This window comes from Geodermatophilus telluris (assembly GCF_900102745.1).
Taxonomy (GTDB): Bacteria; Actinomycetota; Actinomycetes; order Mycobacteriales; family Geodermatophilaceae; genus Geodermatophilus; species Geodermatophilus telluris.
In genome coordinates, this window is sequence record NZ_FMZF01000001.1 from 757189 (window position 1) to 774665 (window position 17477).

Consider the following 17477-nt stretch of genomic DNA (forward strand, 5'->3'; position numbering starts at 1 on the left):
CCCGACCGGGTTTACGACCTCTGGAACACGAGCACCCAGGGATGTGTTGTTGAACTCGCAACGACCCGTCCCGTTCGTGTTTCGGAAATCGAGGACCCCGTGACCAAGATCGCCGTCGTCTACTACTCGTCCACCGGCAACGTCCACCAGCTCGCCGCCGCCGTGGCCCAGGGTGCGGAGGAGGCCGGGGCCGAGGTGCGCCTGCGCCGGGTGCCCGAGCTCGCGCCGGAGGAGGCCATCGCTTCCAACCCGCTGTGGCGCGCCCACGTCGACGCCACCGCGGGCGAGGTCCAGGAGGCCACCCCGGCCGACCTGGAGTGGGCCGACGGCTACGCCCTCGGCACGCCCACCCGCTTCGGCACGCCCGCCGCGCAGATGAAGCAGTTCATCGACACCCTCGGCGGCCTGTGGTTCACCGGCAAGCTGGCCAACAAGGGCGCCACCGCCTTCACCAGCGCGCAGAACGTCCACGGCGGCAACGAGACGACGATCCTCACGCTGTTCAACGTCTTCTCGCACTTCGGCGCGGTCATCGTCCCGCCCGGCTACACCGACCCGCTGCTGTTCGAGGCCGGCGGCAACCCCTACGGCACCTCGAACGCCTCGGGCGGCAAGTCGGCGACCGCCAGCGAGGCCGAGCTGGCTGCCGCCCGCTACCAGGGCCGCCGGCTGGCCGAGGTCTCGGCGAAGCTCGCCGCCTGACCTCCGGCCGGCCGCGCCATACGCCGCGCGGCACGCCGCGCGATGAGGGCGGCCTCCCTGCAGGGTCCCGCCGCGAGCTCGCGAGTGGCGGGGGGCAGGGAGGTCCTTCGACTGATCCCAGCGCGTCCCACCCGACGTCCCACGGTCGGGTGGGACGCGCTGCGGTGCGGGAGGACGCGCCGGGCGCCCCGGTCACTAGCCTCGTCGTGGTGAGCGAGCCGACGGCGTCCCCGGTCCCCGGCCGCGGGCGCCGGTGGGTCCGCGCCGCCGGCCGCTGGGCGTCCCGCCTGCTCGTCGCGGTGGGTGGCGCGCTGGTCGGCATCCTGCTCATCGGCCGGGTCGAGGCGCCGATCGGCCCCTTCGACGCCTCGCTGTCCTTCACCCCCACCGGCGGCGGCGCCACGGTCGAGGTGCCGCCGCTCGGGTCGCTCGCCGTCGACGCCTACGACGGCCCGCTCGGTCTCGACGTCCAGCTGCGCCGGGTGGACGAGGCCCGCATCCAGGCGCTGGTCTCCGACCCCGTGCGGCTCGACGGCCTGGTCGACCGCGTGAGCGACGACCTGCGCGCCGCCGTCGTCCGGCTGGCCTGGACGACGGCCGCGGCCGGCGTCGGTGGCGCCGTGCTGACCTCGCTGCTCGTCTTCCGCCGGCGCCGCGAGCCGCTCGTGGCCGCCGGCGCCTCGGTCCTGCTGCTCGCCGGCACCGCCGGGCTCGGCGCGGCCACCTGGCGCCCCGAGGCGCTCTCCCAGCCCACCTACACCGGGCTGCTGGTCAACGCGACCAGCCTCATCGGCAGCGCCGAGGACATCGTGGCTCGCTTCAGCGCCTACCGGGCCTCGCTGGAGGACCTCGTCACCAACGTGGGCACGCTGTACTCGACGCTGTCGGCCCTGCCGGCGCCCGGCGGGCCCACCGACACCGTCGCCCTGCTGCACGTCTCCGACATCCACCTCAACCCGGCCGGCTTCGACCTCGTCCGGCAGGTGGCCGACCAGTTCGGCGTCGACGCCGTGCTCGACACCGGCGACATCACCGACTGGGGCAGCGAGCCGGAGAACCAGCTCATCTCCTCGATCGGGCAGCTCGGCGTGCCCTACGTCTACGTCCGCGGCAACCACGACTCGGCGATCACCGCGGGCCTGGTGGCCGCCCAGCCCAACGCCACGGTCCTGGACGACTCCGCGACGACCGTCGCCGGGCTGACCGTCGTCGGCGCCCGCGACCCCCGCTTCACCCCCGACAAGGACGCCACCGGCGACACCGAGTCGCTGGAGCAGACCGGCGAGGACCTCGCCGAGCTCGCCGAGGAGCAGCCCGAGCCGCCGGCCCTGGCGATGGTGCACGACCCGAAGCAGGCGCCCCCGCTGGACGGCGTGGTGCCGCTCGTGCTGGCCGGGCACACGCACGACCGGGAGGTGGAGACCCTCGACGGCGGGACGCTGCTCATGGTGCAGGGGTCCACCGGCGGCGCCGGGCTGCGCGGGCTGCAGGGTGAGTACCCCGAGCCGCTCACCTGCACGGTGCTCTACCTCGACCCGGAGGACGGCGCGCTGGTCGCCTACGACGACATCACGCTCGGCGGCCTCGGCGAGACCGAGGCCACCATCGTGCGCACCGTCGTCCCGGAGGAGACCACCCCCGAGGACGCCGGCACCGACGGCGACGGCACCGACGGCGACGGGGCGCCCGCCTCCCCGACCGGCTGAGCGGACCGCCCTACCCTCGCGGCCATGGCCACGACGACGCGCACCACCCGCCTGACCGCCGGCCTGCTGGCCGGGGGCATCGCCCTCGTGCCGCTGGCCGGCTGCTCGTTCACCTCGCAGAACTTCTCCTGCAGCGCCTCCTCCTGCACCGTCACGCTCGACGGGCAGGGGTCGGAGGTCGAGATCCTCGGCACCACGGTGGCCCTCGGCGGCGTGCAGGACGGCCGCGCGACCATCAGCGTGGGTGGCGCGAGCGTGTCCTGCGGTCAGGGCGAGAGCGTCACCGCCGGGCCCCTCGCCCTGGAGTGCACGAGCGTCTCCGGCGACTCCGTCGAGCTGCGGGCCACGCTCAACTAGGCCGCACCGTCGTCAGGGCTGGTCGGCGACCTCGACGACCAGCCGCGACGGGTCCTCGAGCAGGTACACCCGGAACGGGGCCTCCGAGCGCGTGCCGACGAAGGCGACCGTCGTCCCCTCGTAGGTCGCGTCGAACACCACCTCGGTCACCGTCCGCGTCCCCTCCCCCGGCAGCGGGTCGGCGCTCGCGTACTCCTCGGCGCCGGTGTCGTACGGGTAGCCGGCGCCGGTGACGGTGACCTGCAGGACGGCGTCCCCGGCGACCGCGACCGGCTCGCCGCTGCCCTGCGACGACGCCGCGTCGACGTAGCGCACGTCCCAGCCCGGCGTCCCGGTGCCCTCGACCTCGAGCACCACCCGGTCGAAGCCGTCGTGCCGGCCGGTGCGGATGTCGGTGACCGTCACGCGGGCGTCGGCCGACGCCTCGGCGGTGTCGGGCGCGGTGTCGGCCGGGAAGGCGCCGTCCGCGGCAGGAGCGGTGGTCACGGCGGGCGGGGCCGAGGAGGAGCCGGCCGACGACGAGGACCCCGCGGACGCCGATGACGACGCGGCGCCCGACGACGACGCGGTGCTCGGCTGCTGCTGGGCGCACCCGGTGAGCAGGACCGCCGCCGCGAGGACGGCACCGGCGGGGAGGGAGGTGCGGCGCTTCACCGCGACAGCGTCGCAGCCGCCGGCTCCCGCGCGCGGCACCCGCAAGCCGTGTCGCGCCACCCCGGACGGGCGGCACCCCCGTGGAGGGAGGGGTGTGCGAGACCCGCCCGCGGTGCCGTGTAGAGTCCTCCGTGCCCCCGGCGAACACGAGCCCCCATCGTCTAGCGGTCCAGGACGCCGCCCTTTCAAGGCGGTAGCACGGGTTCGAACCCCGTTGGGGGCACGCACCACCAGCACCACACAGCAAGGCCCTGTAGCGCAGTTGGTTAGCGCGCCGCCCTGTCACGGCGGAGGTCGCGGGTTCGAGTCCCGTCAGGGTCGCTTGCCCGGTGGAACGTCACCGGGAGGGGCAGGTAGCTCAGTCGGTACGAGCGCTCGCCTGAAAAGCGAGAGGTCGGCGGTTCGACCCCGCCCCTGCCCACACACTCCCCCGGACGGTGCCCGGTGAGGCTGCACCGCCGCGACCCGGCCGCCGACGCGGCCCTCGCCGTCCGGCTCCTCGCCCTCCAGCGCGCCGCCTACGCCGTCGAGGCACGGCTGATCGGCGACGACCGCATCCCCGCGCTGCACGAGGACCTCGCCGCGCTCCGCGGCGCGGGCCTCTCCTGGCTGGTCGCCGACGACGGCAGCGGGACCGTCACCGGCGCCGTCGGCTGGCGCGTGACGGCGCACGGCCTCGACGTCGACCGGCTGGTGGTCGACCCGGCGCACGCGCGGGAGGGCACCGGGCGGGCGCTGCTGGCCGCCGTCCTGGCCGAGGCCGCGGGGATCCCGGTGACCGTCTCCACCGGCCGGGCCAACACCCCCGCCCGCCGGCTCTACGCGGGGGCCGGCTTCCGGGAGACCGCGGAGCGGGAGGTGCTGCCCGGCCTGTGGGTGGTCGACGCCGTCCACGAGGAGCCGGGCTAGACGCCGACCACCCGGTCGGCCACCACCTGCTGGTACACCTGCGCGTGCACGGCCCGCACCGCGGCGAGCTGCTCGGCGCGCCACGCGCGGTCGGCCGGCCGCGGCATCGGCCGGGTCAGGGCCGCGCCCACGGCCGCGGTGAGCGACACCGGGTCGAGGCCGTGCTCCTCGTCGTCGCCGTAGAGCACGACGTCGGACCACTGGTCGGCGAACCAACCGCAGCCGGGCGCGACCACGCGGGTGCCGACGTCGCGGCAGACCTCCAGGTCGCGCGAGTGGGTGCCGCACCGCTCGGGCAGCACCGCGACGTGCAGCTCCTGCAGCTGCTGCGCCCAGCGCGCCGGGTCGCGGGGGACCACCTCGAGCCCCTCGGCGACCGCCAGGTCGGGGTCGGGGGGCAGGTGCTCCCCCGGCCCGAGGAACACCCGAAGCCGCCCGCCGCCGGACACCGCGCCGGACAGCGCCGCGCGGACCAGGGCGGCCGGGTCGGTCGCCGTCCCGGCGTCGCCGAGCGCCAGGCCGACGAGGCCGCGCTCGGCGCCGCCGTCGGGGTCGGGCCGCACCAGCGACGGGTGGGCGACCGCGATCGCCGTCCGGCCGAAGCGCTCGGCGATCTCGTCGGCGGCACCGGGCGTCAGGGTGAGGACGACCTCGGCGGTGGCCAGCAGCGCCCGCAGGTGCGCGTCGTGGCGCGTCGAGCCGGGGGCGCGCAGCTGGTGCACGGTCACCACGAGCGGGGTGCCGGTGCGCCGCAGCGCCTCCGTCCAGCAGACGACCTCGTCCTCGGGCAGGTGGCCGAAGCCGCTGTGCACGTGGACGACGTCGACCTGCGCGGCGTTCGCGGTCAGGTAGGCCGGGTCCAGCCACGGGCTGCGGTCGTGCGCCGGCCCGACGCGGGCCACCTCGGGAGGCAGCACCGCGTCCACGTAGGGGTCGGTGTGCGGCACCGTCACGACGCGCAGTCGTGGCGACGACGGAAGTGCGGGGACCACGCGTGCGAGCACTCCTCCTGCGGTCGAGCACTGCGACGGCAGGGGCGGTGCTCCTCGACGAACTCCGTGGGTTCCGGTACCCCGATCCCGTGCCACACAACCGTCTGCGTCCCCACCGGGTGGCGCGGGTCGCACGAAGGGGTCAGCGGCGGCCCTCGCGCGCGGCGGCGTAGGCGGGCGCGCGGAAGCGGGCCATCGGCCCGTCGGCGAGCAGCCCCGGCGGCGGGTTGCGGACGGCGTCGAAGCGGACGTCGGGGTCGAGCCCGTCCACCACCGCACCGAGGGTCAGCCGCGCGAACGGCACCCACTCCCCCGCCGCCCCGCGCGCGACGAGCAGCCGGAAGACCGTCCCGGGCGCCCGCTCGGCGACCGGCCCGGGGTCGGAGGGCACCCGCCGCGGCCCGTCCGGCACGGCGGCCAGCCGCAGCGTCCCGGCCGGCGAGCGGTAGCCCATCAGCGAGCCGTAGGCGGTCACCGCGTCGACGCGCGGCACCGGCAGGAAGCGGGTCCGGCGGCCCCGGCCCGCCGAGGACAGCAGCAGGTCCACCGGCCGGTCGCCGGTGGGCAGGCGCACCGCGAGGCCGAGGAGGTCGGGCAGCGGCGCGGGCAGGCCCGCGCCCCGCGAGAGCCGGACGACGGCCGGCTCGCGGGCCGGCCCGGTCAGCCACCGCACGCCCCAGTCGGGACCGCCGGAGCGCTCGAGGACGGCGTCGAGGACCGCGCCGCGCGGGTGCATCGGCTTGCCCTGCCGCCGCCGGGCCAGGGTGCCCAGGGGCACCGCCGCCAGTCGGCCGGCCAGCCTCGCTGCGTCCTGCACTGCGTCCTCCCACCGGTACGGGTCCGTCCGCACCGGGCGGGGCCCTACCCGGACGGCGGCTGCGGCACCCGGGCCGGGCGCGTGGGCAGCGCCACCGCGGCGGCCGCCGACAGCGCGCCGCCGACGGCGACCAGCACGAAGGCCGGCGCTCCGGACCCGCCGGCGACCAGCGCGGGCAGCAGGCTCGTGCCGGCGATGCTGCCGACGTACCGGCAGGTCGACCACACGCCCGAGGCGAGGCCGGCCCGCTCGGGCGGCAGCGCCTCCAGGCCCGCCACCTGGACGGCGGCCGCCGCGAGGCCCTGGCCCACGCCGCAGCCGGCGAGCAGCACGCCGGCCAGCAGCGGCTCCGCGCCAGGGTCGGTCCCGACCAGCCCGGCGCCGGCCACGGCCACCAGGACCCCGCCGAGCACGGCCGGGCGGCGCCGGCCCCACCGGTCGGCGAGCTGCCCGCCGCCCAGCGCCGTGACGCTCGCGCCGACCAGCAGGCACAGCAGCAGCGGGACCGCCGCGGCGCTGCCCACCAGCAGGGGGACGACGAGCAGCGCGGTGTACAGCGCGGCGTTGCCGGTGGCGACCGCGAGGCCCGCCGCGGCCACCGTGCGGATCCCGAGGACGCGGACGTCGAGCACCGGCGCCGCGGTGGCGCGCTCGTGCGCGGCGAACCAGGCACCCCCGGCCGCCACCAGGACCGCACCGGCGGCCAGGACCGCTGCCGGCAGGGAGCCCGCCCGGCCGAGCAGGACGGCGCCGCCGCCGAGCACGGCGACCAGCAGCAGAGCGCCGGTGAGGTCGAAGGGGGTGCGCGTCGCCGGGCCGCGCGCCTCCTCCGGCAGGGCCCGGGCGGCCACCAGCAGCGCCGCGACCGCGACCGGCACGGTCACCAGGAAGGCACCGCGCCAGCCGGCCAGCCCGGTGGCCAGCCCGCCCAGCGCCGGGCCGGCGGCGGCCGCGGCGATCGCGGTGGCGCCCACCGCCCCGAAGGCGCGGCCCCGGCGCTCGGCCGGCACGGCGACCCGCACCGTGGCGGCCGCGTTGACCAGCGCGAGCGCCCCGCACGCGGCCTGCACGCAGCGGAGGACGACCAGGACGGCCAGGTCGGGCGACGCCGCGGCCAGCAGCGCCGCCACCCCCGAGGCCGCCGTCCCGGCCAGGCAGCTGCGCCGCCGGCCCCACCGGTCGCCGAGCGCGCCGGCCACCGGCTGGCAGGCCGCCGTCACCACCAGGTAGGCGGTGACCAGCGCGACCACGCCAGCCGTGCCGGCCTCCAGGGCCGCGCCGATCCGCGGCAGGGCGACGGCGACCGATGTCGAGCCCAGCGGCACCAGGGCCGTCACCAGGCAGGCGCCGAGGACGACGCCGCGGGCGCCCGGCCGGGCCGGCGCGCTCACACCAGGGTGGTGATCGGCCGCCGCTGCAGGAGGACCGGGGCGCCGCCGGGGATGGCCCACTCGACGTCGCTCGGGTCGCCGAACAGCGCGTCGCAGCGGTGGGCGAGGTCGGCGAGCGCGGCCAGGTCGGCGTCGGTCAGGCAGGGCCGGCGCGCGCGGCCGCCGTCGACCGCCACGGTGGCGGTGCCGCCGCCGGGACGGGGGACGACGGCGCGGTCCTTGACGCCGACCACCGACTCCAGCAGCCGCCCGTCCGGGTCGAGCCGGAACAGGTCGGGCGTGACCAGCCCCTCCACCACCGCCTCCCCGAGTGCCCAGCTGGCCTCCACCACGAGCTGGTCGGCGCCGGTGACCGGGTCGCGGGAGAACAGCACCCCGGCGACGGTCGGCGTCACCAGGCACTGCAGCACGACGCCGCAGCCGGCCGCCCCGGGGTCGCCGCGGGCCTGCCGGTAGGCCAGCGCCGACGGCGCGCACGCCGAGCCGGCCACCCGCAGCACCGCCGCGACCGCCTCCCCGGGGTCGGCCACGTTGAGCACGGTCAGGTGCTGGCCGGCGAAGCTGGACCGGGCGCCGTCCTCACCGACCGCCGAGGACCGCACCGCGAGGGGCCCGCCGAGGGCGGCCGCCGCGTCCCGGACCACCGCGCGCGCGGCGGCGTCCTCGGCGGCGCGGGCGACGAGGTCGGCGGGCAGCGCGGTCCCGGCGGGCACCGGCAGCCCGGCGCGCGCCGCCACCCCGAGGGAGACCGCTTTGGCGCCGTAGACGTCGGCGTCCGCGACCTCCGCCAGGGGCAGCGGCCCGGCGGTCACCGGACCGTGACCGTGCCGGTGGTGCCGTCGACGAGCACCCGGGCGCCATCGGGCACGACCCGGGTGGCGTCCTGGCAGCCGACGACCGCGGGGATGCCGAACTCGCGCGCCACGATCGCGGCGTGCGAGAGCAGGCCGCCGCGGTCGGTGACGATCGCGGCCAGGCGCGGCAGCACCAGGTTGAACGCCGGGCCGGTGTTGGTCGCGACCAGGACGTCGCCGGGCTGCACCCGGCCGAGCTCGTGCGAGCCGGCCAGCACGCGGGCGGTGCCCTCGACCACGCCGGCGCTGACGGCGGTGCCGCGGACGGTGCGGTCGGAGCCGGCGCGCGCGGCGTCCCGGAGCACGGCACCCACGACGAACCCGATCGCGTCGTGGATCCGGGCGGCCGCGGGCGGCAGCCACTCCGAGGGCAGCGGCGGGCCCGGCGGGGGGCCGAACAGCGGCGGCATGTCCCGGTAGTCGGCGGTCCGCCGCCACCGGACGCGCTCGGCCACCTCGTCGGCCGTGGGCCCGGCGCCGCCGAGCAGCAGCGCGTCGACCTCCGCCGGGGCCAGGTCGACGGCGTGGTCGGCCTCGGCGAGCAGGCCGTGCGCAGTGAGCCGGCGGCCCACCTCCAGCAGCGCCCGGCGGGCCGCGCTGCCCTGCAGCCGGTCGCCGTACACAGCGCGCTCGTCGCGCAGCCGGTAGACCAGCCGGGCCTCGCCGAGCAGGTCGTCGAAGAGCGCGCGGTGCTCCTCGGGGACGGCGGCCCGCACGCGTGCGACGGCTGCCTCCGCACCGGGGACCGCGGCCGCCCGGGACGCGCCCAGCGCGGCGCGGACGCGGTCGACCACCAGGCCGGGCGCCTCGAGCGAGCCGGGCTCGGCCACCGCGTCCTCCCCGTCGAGGGGCATCGCGGCGAGCGCGGACAGCCAGCGGTCGGCGCGGGCGCCGACCTCGCCCTCCCGGCGCAGCAGGCGGCTGAGCACCTCGTCGGCCGCGACGTCGTCGGCGAGGACCAGGTCCCGGGCCTCCCCGTCGTCGGCGAGCGCGGCCACCAGCGCGGCCAGCTCCTCCGGAGCGCCCTCGCTCACCGGGCTGGCCCCGGCGAGGCAGGCCAGCACGTCGGCCGGCGGCAGGCCGGTCCACCGCACCGTGTGGACGACGAGGTCACCGACCGGCAGCATCGCCGCGGCGTTGTGCCGGTGGTGCTGCAGGTGCCCCTCGGCCAGGGCCTGGGCGCAGTGGTCGACGTGCTCGGCGAGCCCGGCGTCGTCCAGCTCGGCCAGGTCGACGGCGGTGAGCGCGCGGTGCAGCCGCAGCAGCGCCGGCTTGACGGACTCGTCCCACAGCCGCAGGTCGGCGCGCCAGCGCCGCTCGGCGAGCACCGCCTCGGCGGTGGCCATCCGCTCGGCCAGTGCGGGCACGGTGGTGAGCAGCTGCCGGAACACCGGCTCGGGTGGCGGGCCGGCGGCGTCCGGGGGTGCGCCGACAGCGCGCAGCCGCTGGTAGACGAACCCGCCCACGACGGTGGTGTCCAGGCACTCGAGGACGCTGCCGTAGCGGGCCAGCGTGTCGACGAACCCGGCCATGGCCGGCTCGGGGAAGACGGCCGGGTCGGCGCTGAACGCGCACAGCGGCCGGGCGACGTGGCTGGCGTCGAGCAGCCAGGTGCCGGGACCCGGCGCGCTCCACCGGGCCGCGCCGGCCGGGGCGGTACCGACCGCGTCCGTGCCGCTCTCCGCCATGGCAGCCTCCCCGGGTCGCTCCGTTGGCCGAGCAACCTAGGACCCGGCGGACAGCCGCCCCAGGGTCCAAGGGCTCCGGCTGCTCCTGCCGACAGCGGCCCCCCGCGACACGCCGTCGACGGGCGACACCTGCCCGAGTCGGCCGCCAGGGTCCGTCGTCTTCTGCCCTGGGAACGGACCGTTCCACTACTTAACGTGAGGGAGTGCTCACGACGCTCCTGGTCATCGGCGGGGTCCTCGCCGGACTCCTGGTCCTGCTCGCCCTGATCGTGTCGCTGAGCGCCCGGCCCGCGACCCGCCCGGGCAACCGGGCCGCCGACTGGCGCGCCGACGCCGGCCGCAAGCACCCCGACGCGTGGTCGCCGCTGACCGGCACCGCCACCGAGGAGATGCGCGCGGTCTGACCGCCCCCTGACACCGGCGTCCCGGCGGCTGCGGGCAGCGCGCCGCCGGGACAGCCCGGACCCCTGCCGGTCAGCGCAGCGGCCGCCCCCACTCGGTCTCCGAGCGCAGCACCGGCTTGAGCACCTTGCCCCCGGGGTTGCGCGGCAGCACCGCCGGCCGCACGGACACGAACTGCGGCACCTTGAAGTCGGCCAGGTGCGCGCGGGCGTGGGCCAGCACGGCGTCGACGTCGAGCTCGGTGCCCGGCAGCGGCACCAGGACGGCACCCACCTTCTCGCCCATGACCGGGTCGGGGACGCCGACCACCGCGACCTCGAAGACCCCCGGCGCGGCGGCCAGCGCGTTCTCCACCTCGACGCAGTACACGTTCTCGCCGCCGCGGTTGATCATGTCCTTGGCCCGGTCGACGACGTAGGTGAAGCCCTCCTCGTCGATGCGCGCGAGGTCGCCGGTGTGCAGCCAGCCGTCGACGAAGGTCTGCGCCGTCGCCTCCGGCTTGTCCCAGTAGCCCTGGACCACGTTGGCACCGCGGACGAGCAGCTCCCCCACCCCGGTCCCCGGGTCGGGGTCGGCCACCCGCAGGTCGACCACGGGTGCGGGGAAGCCGACCGAGTCGGCGTGGGTGTCGGCGTACTCGTGCGGCAGGAACGTGGAGATCGACGAGGTCTCCGACAGGCCGAAGCCGTTGCCCACCCGCGCCGACGGGAAGGCCGCCTTGATCCGCTGCACGAGGTCGGGCGCGATCGGCGCCCCGCCGTAGGTGGCGAACCGGACCCCGCTGACGTCGACGTCGGCGAAGCCGGCCTGGCTGATCGCCAGCCAGAACACCGCCGGCACGGAGGTGACGACCGCGACCCGCTCCTCGGGGACCGCCCGTAGGAACCGGCCCACCTCGAACGCCGGCATGACCACCGCGGCCGCCCCGCCCTGCAGCGCCACCAGCAGCTGGCTGTTGCAGCCGGTGACGTGGAACAGCGGCACGCTGATCAGGTTGCGCAGCGACGGGTCGTGACCGGAGAGCCCGACCACCCGGCGGGCGGTCTCGGTGTTGCTGAGGAAGTTCTCGTGGCTGGTCATCGCGCCCTTGGGGAAGCCCGTCGTCCCCGAGGTGTAGAAGACCGCCGCGAGGTCGGCGCGCTGCAGGTCGTCGGTGACGTGCGGCTCGCCGTCGGGCAGCGGGGCGCCCGGGGCGAGCACCACCCGGGCGCCGCTGTCGTCGACGACGTACTGCGCCTCGGCGTCGGTGAACCGGGTGTTCACCGGCACCGCGACCGCCCCGGCCATCAGGGTCCCGACGAAGGCGAGCACCCAGTCGGCGCCGTTGCCGAGCCGGATCGCCACCCGGTCGCCGCGCCGCACGCCCGCCGCGCGCAGCCCGCCCGAGACCCGGGCGGCGGCGTCCCACAGCTCCTGGAAGGTCAGCCGGGGCCCGTCGAGCTCGACGACGGCCTCGCCGCCGGGGTCGCGCTCCACCGAGGTGCGCAGCATCGCCACCACGGAGTCGGGCAGGTCGGTGTAGTGCTTGACCCCGGCGGCGTCGCGCTCGACACCGCTCTCGTCGAACGGGTGGATCGCCATCAGTACGTCCCGACGTTCTCGAAGTACCGGCGCGGGTTGTCCACCAGCATCGTGGTGATCTGCTCCTCGGTCACCCCGTGCTCGCGCAGGTAGGGCAGCACGTCGTCGTGGATGTGCGTGTAGTGCCACTGCGGCAGCAGGTCCATCACGCCGGGTGCCAGCCAGTCGATGTAGCAGGAGGCGTCCTGCGAGAGCACCATCCGCTCGGCGTGGCCACGGCGGCACATCTCCACGACCGTGTCGGCGCGGGCCTCGAAGGTGGTCTCGAGGTTGATGCCGAAGCGGTCCATGCCGAGGACGAACCCGGCGTCGGCCAGCTGCGACAGGTGGTCGACGTCGGTGGTGTCGCCGCTGTGGCCGAGGACGACGCGGCCCGGGTCGACGCCCTCGTCGCCGAGCACCTCCTGCACCTGGAGCCCGGTGTGGCTGCCCGGGTGGGTGTGCACGGTGATCGGCACGCCGGTGGCGCGGTGCGCCTTCGCGACGGCGCGCATGACCCGCTCGACGCCGGCGGTCATCCCCTGCTGGTCGATCGCGCACTTGAGGAAGGCGGCCCGCACCCCGGTGCCGGCGATGCCGTCCTCGATGTCGCCGACGAACATGTCGACCATCGGGTCGGGGACCTCGGCGCCGACGGCCGCGTTGAGCGCCGGGCCGCGGTGGTGGAAGAAGAACGGGACGTCGTCGTAGGTGTAGCAGCCGGTGGCGACGACGATGTTGAGGTCGACCTGCTCGGCGATGCGCTGGATCCGCGGGACGTAGCGGCCCAGGCCGATCACGGTGGGGTCGACGATGGTCCGGACGCCGGTCGCGGCCAGCTCCCGCAGCTTCTGCACCGCGTCGGCGACCCGGTCGTCCTCGCTGCCCCACTCGTCGGGGTAGTTCTGCTGCACGTCGGCGGTGAGCACGAAGACGTGCTCGTGCATGAGCGTCGGGCCGAGCTCGGCGGTGTCGACGGGGCCTCGGACGGTCTGCACCTGCGGCACGGGCGGGTCCTCCTGATCAGGGATGCAACACGGAGGGCAGACGTTAACGCTCCTGTGACCCGCGCCACGAGCGGGTCGGCCGTCTCGGGTGCACTTCTGCGGAGTCGCCCCGTGCACGTCCGCGGACGTGCACCGTCGCGGGTCAGGCCACGAGCTCGGCGGCGCGCTCGCCGACGAGGACGGCGGTCGCGGCCGGCCCGCGGGTGGGCACCTCGGGCAGCACGGAGAGGTCGGTCACCCGCAGCCCCGCCACGCCGCGCACCCGCAGGTGCTGGTCGACGACGGCGCCCGGGTCGCCGTCGGGGCCCATGCGGGCGCTGCCGGCCAGGTGCTGGGCGGTGGCCAGGTGCGCGGCCACCCAGGCGTCCAGGGCCCGGTCGTCGGCGAGGACGGCGTCGCCCGGGTCGGGGCGGCCGGCCACCAGCGGGGCGAGCGCCCGGGTGCGCAGCAGCGCGGCGGCCAGCCGGACCGCCTCGCGCAGCCGCCGCCGGTCGGCCGCCGTCGCCAGGTAGCCGTGCCGGACCCGGGGCGGGACGGCGGGGTCGGCGCTCGCCAGGGTGAGCTCCCCCCGGCCCTCCTGGCGGTACAGCCCGGCGGCCAGCGACAGCGTGCGGTGGTCCCCGCCGCCGCCCGGCACCACCCGGCCCCAGGGCCGCAGCCACGGCAGCACCTCCAGGTCGCCGGGCACGGCGGAGCCCTCCGACGTGGCGTTCAGGCAGCTGTGCAGCGGCAGCGGCCAGTCGCCGTCGGGCAGGCCGGGGACCGGCGTCCAGGGCAGGTACACCAGCGGGTGGTCGGACAGGCCGGCGCCGACGCCGGGCGCGTCGACGACGACGTCGACGCCGTGCGCCCGCAGCGCCCGGGCCGGGCCGACGCCCGACAGCAGCAGCAGGTGCGGGGAGCCGATCGCGCCCGCGGCGAGCACCACCTCGTCGGCCGGCAGCCGCCCGGCGTCGGTGTCCAGCCCGACGGCGCGGCCGTGCTCGACCAGCACCCGCCGCACCCGCACGCCGCCGCGCACGGTCAGGCCCGGGTGCCCGCGTCGCGGCGAGAGGTAGGCCATCGCGGTGTTGACCCGCACGCCGTCGCGCACGGTGAACGGCACCGGGCCCCAGCCGGGCGGGCCGCCGGCGTTCTTGTCCGGCTCGTCGAGCACGCCGAGCTCGGCGGCCGCGGCGGCGAGGGCGTCGGTCAGCGGCGAGCCGGCGGTCGGGCGGCTGACGGGGAGCGGCCCGTCGGCGCCGTGGCCCGGCCGGTCGCCGTACTGCCGGTCGGCCTCGAGCCGGCACCAGGCGGGCAGGGTGGCCGGGAGGCTCCACAGCCCGTTGCCCGCCGCGGCCCAGCCGGCGTGGTCGGCGGGCGTCGCGCGGACGAAGTAGCCGCCGTTGACCGCGCTCGACCCGCCCACCCCGCGCCCGCGCGGCAGCGGCGCGCGCACGCCGGGGGCGAGCTCACCGGTCAGCGACCAGTTCGCCGGGTGCCCCGGGAGGGTGGCCCGCAGCGTCGTGGCGTCGCGCAGGTCGGCCGGGAAGTCGACGGGCCGGGCGTGGTCGGCACCGGCCTCGAGCAGCAGCACGCGCCGGCCGGCGTCGGCGAGCCGGGCGGCCAGCGCGCAGCCGGCGGACCCGGCGCCCACCACCACGACGTCCCAGCCGGGGGTCACAGCCCCAGCGCCCCCGGCAGGTCCAGCCGGCGCACCTTGCCGGTGGAGGTGCGCGGCAGCTCGGCCACCGGGTGCAGGCTCTTGGGCCGCTTCGCCGGGGCCAGGCGCTCGCGGGCCCAGGCGGCGAGCTCCGCGGGGTCGGCGTCGCCGACGAAGGCCGCGACCACCCGCTGCCCCCAGTCGTCGTCGGGGACGCCGACCACCGCGCTCTCCACCACGCCGGGGTGCGCGTCGAGCACGGCCTCCACCTCGGCCGGGTAGACGTTGACCCCGCCGGAGATGACCAGGTCCTCGCGCCGGCCGTCGAGCCACACGGTGCCGTCGTCGTCCACCCGGCCGAGGTCGCCCACGGTGACCCGGTCGCCGCGCCAGGCGGCCGCGGTCTTCTCCGGTGCGCGCCAGTACTCGAAGCGCGCCCACCGGGGCACCGCGCACCACAGCTGGCCGGCCTCGTCGGTCTCCAGCCGCCGCGCGGGCCGCGCGCGGCCGACCGAGCCGGGGTGCGCCAGCCAGTCCTCCGGCGAGCAGACGGTGAACTGCGCCTCGGTGGAGCCGTAGAACTCCCACACGCTGCCCTCCGGGGCCGCGGCGAGCACCGCCCGCTTGAGCGGCTCGGGGCAGGGCGCGCCGGCGTGCACCAGCCGGCGGAAGGAACTCCAGTCCACCCGGCCGTGCGCCAGCAGCCGCTGCAGGTGTGTGGGCACGCAGAAGGTCGTCGTCGGCCGCGCGGTACCGATCACCGCGGCCGCGCGGGCGGCGTCGAACGGCCCCGGGAGCAGCACCTCCCCGCCGGCCAGCAGCGTGTGGACGGCGAAGCGCAGCGGCGCGGAGTGGTGCAGCGGGGACAGCACCAGGTGCCGGTCGGCCGGGCCGAAGCCCCACAGCGCGATCTCCTCCGCGGCCAGAGCCCGGGCGTCGTCCTCGGCGAGCACCCCCGACCACACGCCCTTGCGCCGGCCGGTGGTGCCCGAGGTGTAGTGCACCGGCCGGGCCAGCGGCACGTCGGCGAGGTCGGCCGCGGCGTCCCCGGTGAGCAGCCGGGCGGGGTCGGCACCGACGTCGAGGGCCGGGTCGGCGTCCTCCGCCAGGGCCGCCCGCTCGGCCGCCGGCAGCGCGGGGTCGAGGACGACGGGAACCACCCCGGTGCGCAGCGCACCCAGGACGACGGCGAGCAGCGCCGGGGAGGCGGCGGCCGAGACCAGCAGCCGGTCGCCCGACCGCAGCCCGGCCGCCCGCAGCGCCGCCGCGGCCCGCCGCTGGTCGGCCTCGCTGTCGGCCGCCCGGACGACGGGCACGTCCGTCACGCCGGGCTCACGGCAGCGCGACCCGGTCGCCGTCGAGCCGCACGTGCCCCTCGGCGGCCAGCTTGGCCAGCGTGGCGCGCGTCGACTGGGCGGCGGCCGGCCACAGCTCCCGCGGCACCTCGGCGTAGACGTCGGCCACCAGCGCGTCGACCGTGCCGGCGCCGCGCACCATCGCCGCGAGCAGCTGCGCCTCCCGGAACGCGCGGTGGGCGAGGTAGAAGTCGAGGACGGCGGTCGGGTCCTCGGTCAGCTCCGGCCCGTGCCCGCAGTACAGCGCGCTGGGGCCCAGGTCGTGCACCCGGCGCAGCGACTCCAGGTAGGCCACCACGTCACCCTCGGGGTGGGTGACCACCGACGTGCCGCGGCCCAGCACGTGGTCGCCGACCAGCACCGCGCCCGACTCCAGCCGGAAGGCCAGGTGGTCGTGGGTGTGCCCGGGCGTCGGGACGACGTCCAGCGTGGTGCCGGCCAGCCGCAGCCGCTCCCCCGGCTCGAGCACCCGCCCGCCCGGCCCGGCCACCGCCGTGTCGGCGGCCGCGACCGGGGCGCCGAAGCGGGCGCCCCACGGCTGCGCGGCCTCGGCGTGGTCGCCGTGGTGGTGGGTGACCAGGACGGCGGCGCAGCGCGCGCCCCGGGCGGCCAGCACCTGCTCCACCGCGGCGAGGTGGGCGGGGTCGTCGGGGCCGGGGTCGACCAGGACCGCCTGGCCGCTGCCGGGCGCGCCGACGACGTAGGTGTTGGTCCCGTCGAGGGTCATGCCGGACGGGTTGGGCGCGAGCACCCGCGTGACCAGCGGCTCGAGGTCCGCCGTCCGCGCCATCTCGCCGGGCGCGGGCAGGGCCCAGCTGGTGCGCGGATCGGCCGGGGCGTGCACACCCGGCACCGTAGCCGCGCGCCGGGGCGGGCCGCCCGCCCGGCGGCTAGCCTCGCCGCATGCGCTCCCTCTGGTCGAGGTCCCGTCCCGTGCTGGTCGCCGCGGCAGCCACCGTCGCGCTCACCGCCTGCGGCGGCGGCGACGGGGGCAGCGAGGAGGCCGCGGAGTCCACCAGCGCCGAGACGAGCTCGAGCGCGGCGTCGTCCACCGGCGCGAGCAGCAGCGCACCCAGCGACGACCCGGCCGTCGCTCAGTTCTGCACCCAGTCCGCCCAGTTCGAGGAGCTGGGCAACCAGCTGACCGCGGCCACCCCCGAGCAGCTGCCCGGCCTGCTCCAGCAGGCCGCGGGCGCCTTCGACGCCGTCCAGCCGCCGGCCGAGATCGCCGGTCCCTGGACGACGGTCGGCGACGCCGTCCAGGCGTTCTCCGACACCGCCAACTCCGTGGACGCCACCACCCCCGAGGGCCAGCAGCAGCTGCAGGCCGCGGCGCAGCAGTTCCTCACGGTGGCCAGCGGACCCGACGGCACCGCGGTGCAGGAGTTCAGCCAGCAGAACTGCGGCTCGGCCACGCCGACCTCCTGAGACAGGCACGCGA

The 17477-nt window shown here is 77.5% G+C and carries 17 protein-coding genes and 3 tRNA genes; 9 read left to right on the forward strand and 11 right to left on the reverse strand.

Going from position 1 to position 17477, the window contains the following annotated elements:
- The first annotated feature begins 99 nt into the window (after positions 1-99).
- From wrbA to BLQ97_RS03710, 3 genes are all read left to right on the forward strand, one after another.
- A complete protein-coding gene (gene wrbA, locus BLQ97_RS03700) occupies positions 100-702 on the forward strand; it encodes an NAD(P)H:quinone oxidoreductase (RefSeq protein WP_217637021.1) in 603 nt (200 codons plus the stop codon).
- Between the two features lie 209 nt (positions 703-911).
- Positions 912-2408: a metallophosphoesterase gene (locus BLQ97_RS03705; RefSeq protein ID WP_091363915.1), complete on the forward strand. Its 1497-nt coding sequence runs from the start codon at positions 912-914 to the stop codon at positions 2406-2408.
- Between the two features lie 24 nt (positions 2409-2432).
- The gene (locus tag BLQ97_RS03710) at positions 2433-2765 is read left to right on the forward strand and encodes a hypothetical protein (RefSeq protein ID WP_091363256.1); all 333 of its coding nucleotides are present in this window, start codon (positions 2433-2435) and stop codon (positions 2763-2765) included.
- 12 nt (positions 2766-2777) lie between these two features.
- Here BLQ97_RS03710 and BLQ97_RS03715 read toward each other — a convergent pair whose 3' ends face one another.
- On the reverse strand, positions 2778-3419 hold the full coding sequence (locus tag BLQ97_RS03715; RefSeq protein ID WP_091363258.1) for an AMIN-like domain-containing (lipo)protein: 642 nt from the start codon (positions 3417-3419) through the stop codon (positions 2778-2780).
- Between the two features lie 150 nt (positions 3420-3569).
- On the opposite strand from BLQ97_RS03715, the gene BLQ97_RS03720 reads away from it, so the two are divergent.
- The 4 genes from BLQ97_RS03720 to BLQ97_RS03735 all read left to right on the forward strand — a co-directional run bounded on the left by BLQ97_RS03720 (position 3570) and on the right by BLQ97_RS03735 (position 4328).
- Positions 3570-3642: transfer RNA gene (locus BLQ97_RS03720), tRNA-Glu, on the forward strand.
- Positions 3643-3666: 24 nt separating this feature from the next.
- A tRNA-Asp gene (locus BLQ97_RS03725) sits at positions 3667-3740 on the forward strand.
- A gap of 26 nt (positions 3741-3766) precedes the next feature.
- Positions 3767-3840 (forward strand) — tRNA-Phe (locus BLQ97_RS03730).
- A 23-nt stretch (positions 3841-3863) separates the two neighbouring features.
- Positions 3864-4328, forward strand: a complete 465-nt coding sequence (locus BLQ97_RS03735; RefSeq protein ID WP_091363261.1) for a GNAT family N-acetyltransferase — start codon at positions 3864-3866, stop codon at positions 4326-4328.
- Here the strand turns inward: BLQ97_RS03735 and BLQ97_RS03740 are convergent.
- The 5 genes from BLQ97_RS03740 to BLQ97_RS03760 all read right to left on the reverse strand — a co-directional run bounded on the left by BLQ97_RS03740 (position 4325) and on the right by BLQ97_RS03760 (position 10070).
- Positions 4325-5281, reverse strand: a complete 957-nt coding sequence (locus tag BLQ97_RS03740; protein WP_245691773.1) for a glycosyltransferase — start codon at positions 5279-5281, stop codon at positions 4325-4327. The two genes, BLQ97_RS03735 and BLQ97_RS03740, sit on opposite strands and share 4 nt — an antisense overlap.
- A gap of 181 nt (positions 5282-5462) precedes the next feature.
- Complete coding sequence (locus tag BLQ97_RS03745) at positions 5463-6137, reverse strand: phosphodiesterase (RefSeq protein WP_091363265.1); 675 nt, start codon at positions 6135-6137, stop codon at positions 5463-5465.
- A 44-nt stretch (positions 6138-6181) separates the two neighbouring features.
- A complete protein-coding gene (locus tag BLQ97_RS03750; protein ID WP_175471571.1) occupies positions 6182-7528 on the reverse strand; it encodes an MFS transporter in 1347 nt (448 codons plus the stop codon).
- On the reverse strand, positions 7525-8340 hold the full coding sequence (locus BLQ97_RS03755) for a PEP/pyruvate-binding domain-containing protein (protein ID WP_175471572.1): 816 nt from the start codon (positions 8338-8340) through the stop codon (positions 7525-7527). The genes BLQ97_RS03750 and BLQ97_RS03755 overlap by 4 nt, the downstream gene beginning before the upstream one ends.
- Complete coding sequence (locus BLQ97_RS03760) at positions 8337-10070, reverse strand: PEP-utilizing enzyme (protein WP_091363270.1); 1734 nt, start codon at positions 10068-10070, stop codon at positions 8337-8339. Before BLQ97_RS03760 ends, BLQ97_RS03755 begins: the two co-directional genes overlap by 4 nt.
- Before the next feature lie 203 nt (positions 10071-10273).
- On the opposite strand from BLQ97_RS03760, the gene BLQ97_RS03765 reads away from it, so the two are divergent.
- Positions 10274-10474 carry a hypothetical protein gene (locus BLQ97_RS03765; protein WP_091363272.1) on the forward strand — a complete coding sequence of 67 codons (201 nt, stop codon included), beginning with the start codon at positions 10274-10276 and terminating at the stop codon, positions 10472-10474.
- A gap of 70 nt (positions 10475-10544) precedes the next feature.
- On the opposite strand, the gene BLQ97_RS03770 is transcribed toward BLQ97_RS03765, so the two are convergent.
- The 5 genes from BLQ97_RS03770 to BLQ97_RS03790 all read right to left on the reverse strand — a co-directional run bounded on the left by BLQ97_RS03770 (position 10545) and on the right by BLQ97_RS03790 (position 16880).
- Positions 10545-12053, reverse strand: a complete 1509-nt coding sequence (locus BLQ97_RS03770) for a class I adenylate-forming enzyme family protein (RefSeq protein ID WP_091363274.1) — start codon at positions 12051-12053, stop codon at positions 10545-10547.
- Positions 12053-13039: a phosphotriesterase family protein gene (locus BLQ97_RS03775; protein WP_091363276.1), complete on the reverse strand. Its 987-nt coding sequence runs from the start codon at positions 13037-13039 to the stop codon at positions 12053-12055. Before BLQ97_RS03775 ends, BLQ97_RS03770 begins: the two co-directional genes overlap by 1 nt.
- A gap of 142 nt (positions 13040-13181) precedes the next feature.
- Positions 13182-14702 (reverse strand): mycofactocin dehydrogenase MftG, encoded by a 1521-nt coding sequence (gene mftG, locus BLQ97_RS03780; protein WP_091363278.1) that lies wholly within the window; start codon positions 14700-14702, stop codon positions 13182-13184.
- Entirely contained in the window at positions 14699-16006 is a 1308-nt protein-coding gene (locus BLQ97_RS03785; protein ID WP_091363281.1) for a class I adenylate-forming enzyme family protein, read from the reverse strand. The genes mftG and BLQ97_RS03785 overlap by 4 nt, the downstream gene beginning before the upstream one ends.
- 7 nt (positions 16007-16013) lie before the next feature.
- Entirely contained in the window at positions 16014-16880 is an 867-nt protein-coding gene (locus BLQ97_RS03790; protein ID WP_091363283.1) for an MBL fold metallo-hydrolase, read from the reverse strand.
- 59 nt (positions 16881-16939) lie between these two features.
- Between BLQ97_RS03790 and BLQ97_RS03795 the strand changes: the two genes are divergently transcribed.
- The gene (locus BLQ97_RS03795) at positions 16940-17464 is read left to right on the forward strand and encodes a hypothetical protein (RefSeq protein ID WP_139173434.1); all 525 of its coding nucleotides are present in this window, start codon (positions 16940-16942) and stop codon (positions 17462-17464) included.
- Positions 17465-17477 lie beyond the last annotated feature (13 nt).

Bases quoted from the DNA above. Each gene is read 5' to 3' on its own strand.
- BLQ97_RS03795 (WP_139173434.1), top strand. From the start codon at position 16,940: ATGCGCTCCCTCTGGTCGAGGTCCCGTCCCGTGCTGGTCGCCGCGGCA.
- BLQ97_RS03710 (WP_091363256.1), top strand. From the start codon at position 2,433: ATGGCCACGACGACGCGCACCACCCGCCTGACCGCCGGCCTGCTGGCC.
- BLQ97_RS03770 (WP_091363274.1), bottom strand. From the start codon at position 12,053: ATGGCGATCCACCCGTTCGACGAGAGCGGTGTCGAGCGCGACGCCGCC.
- BLQ97_RS03760 (WP_091363270.1), bottom strand. From the start codon at position 10,070: ATGGCGGAGAGCGGCACGGACGCGGTCGGTACCGCCCCGGCCGGCGCG.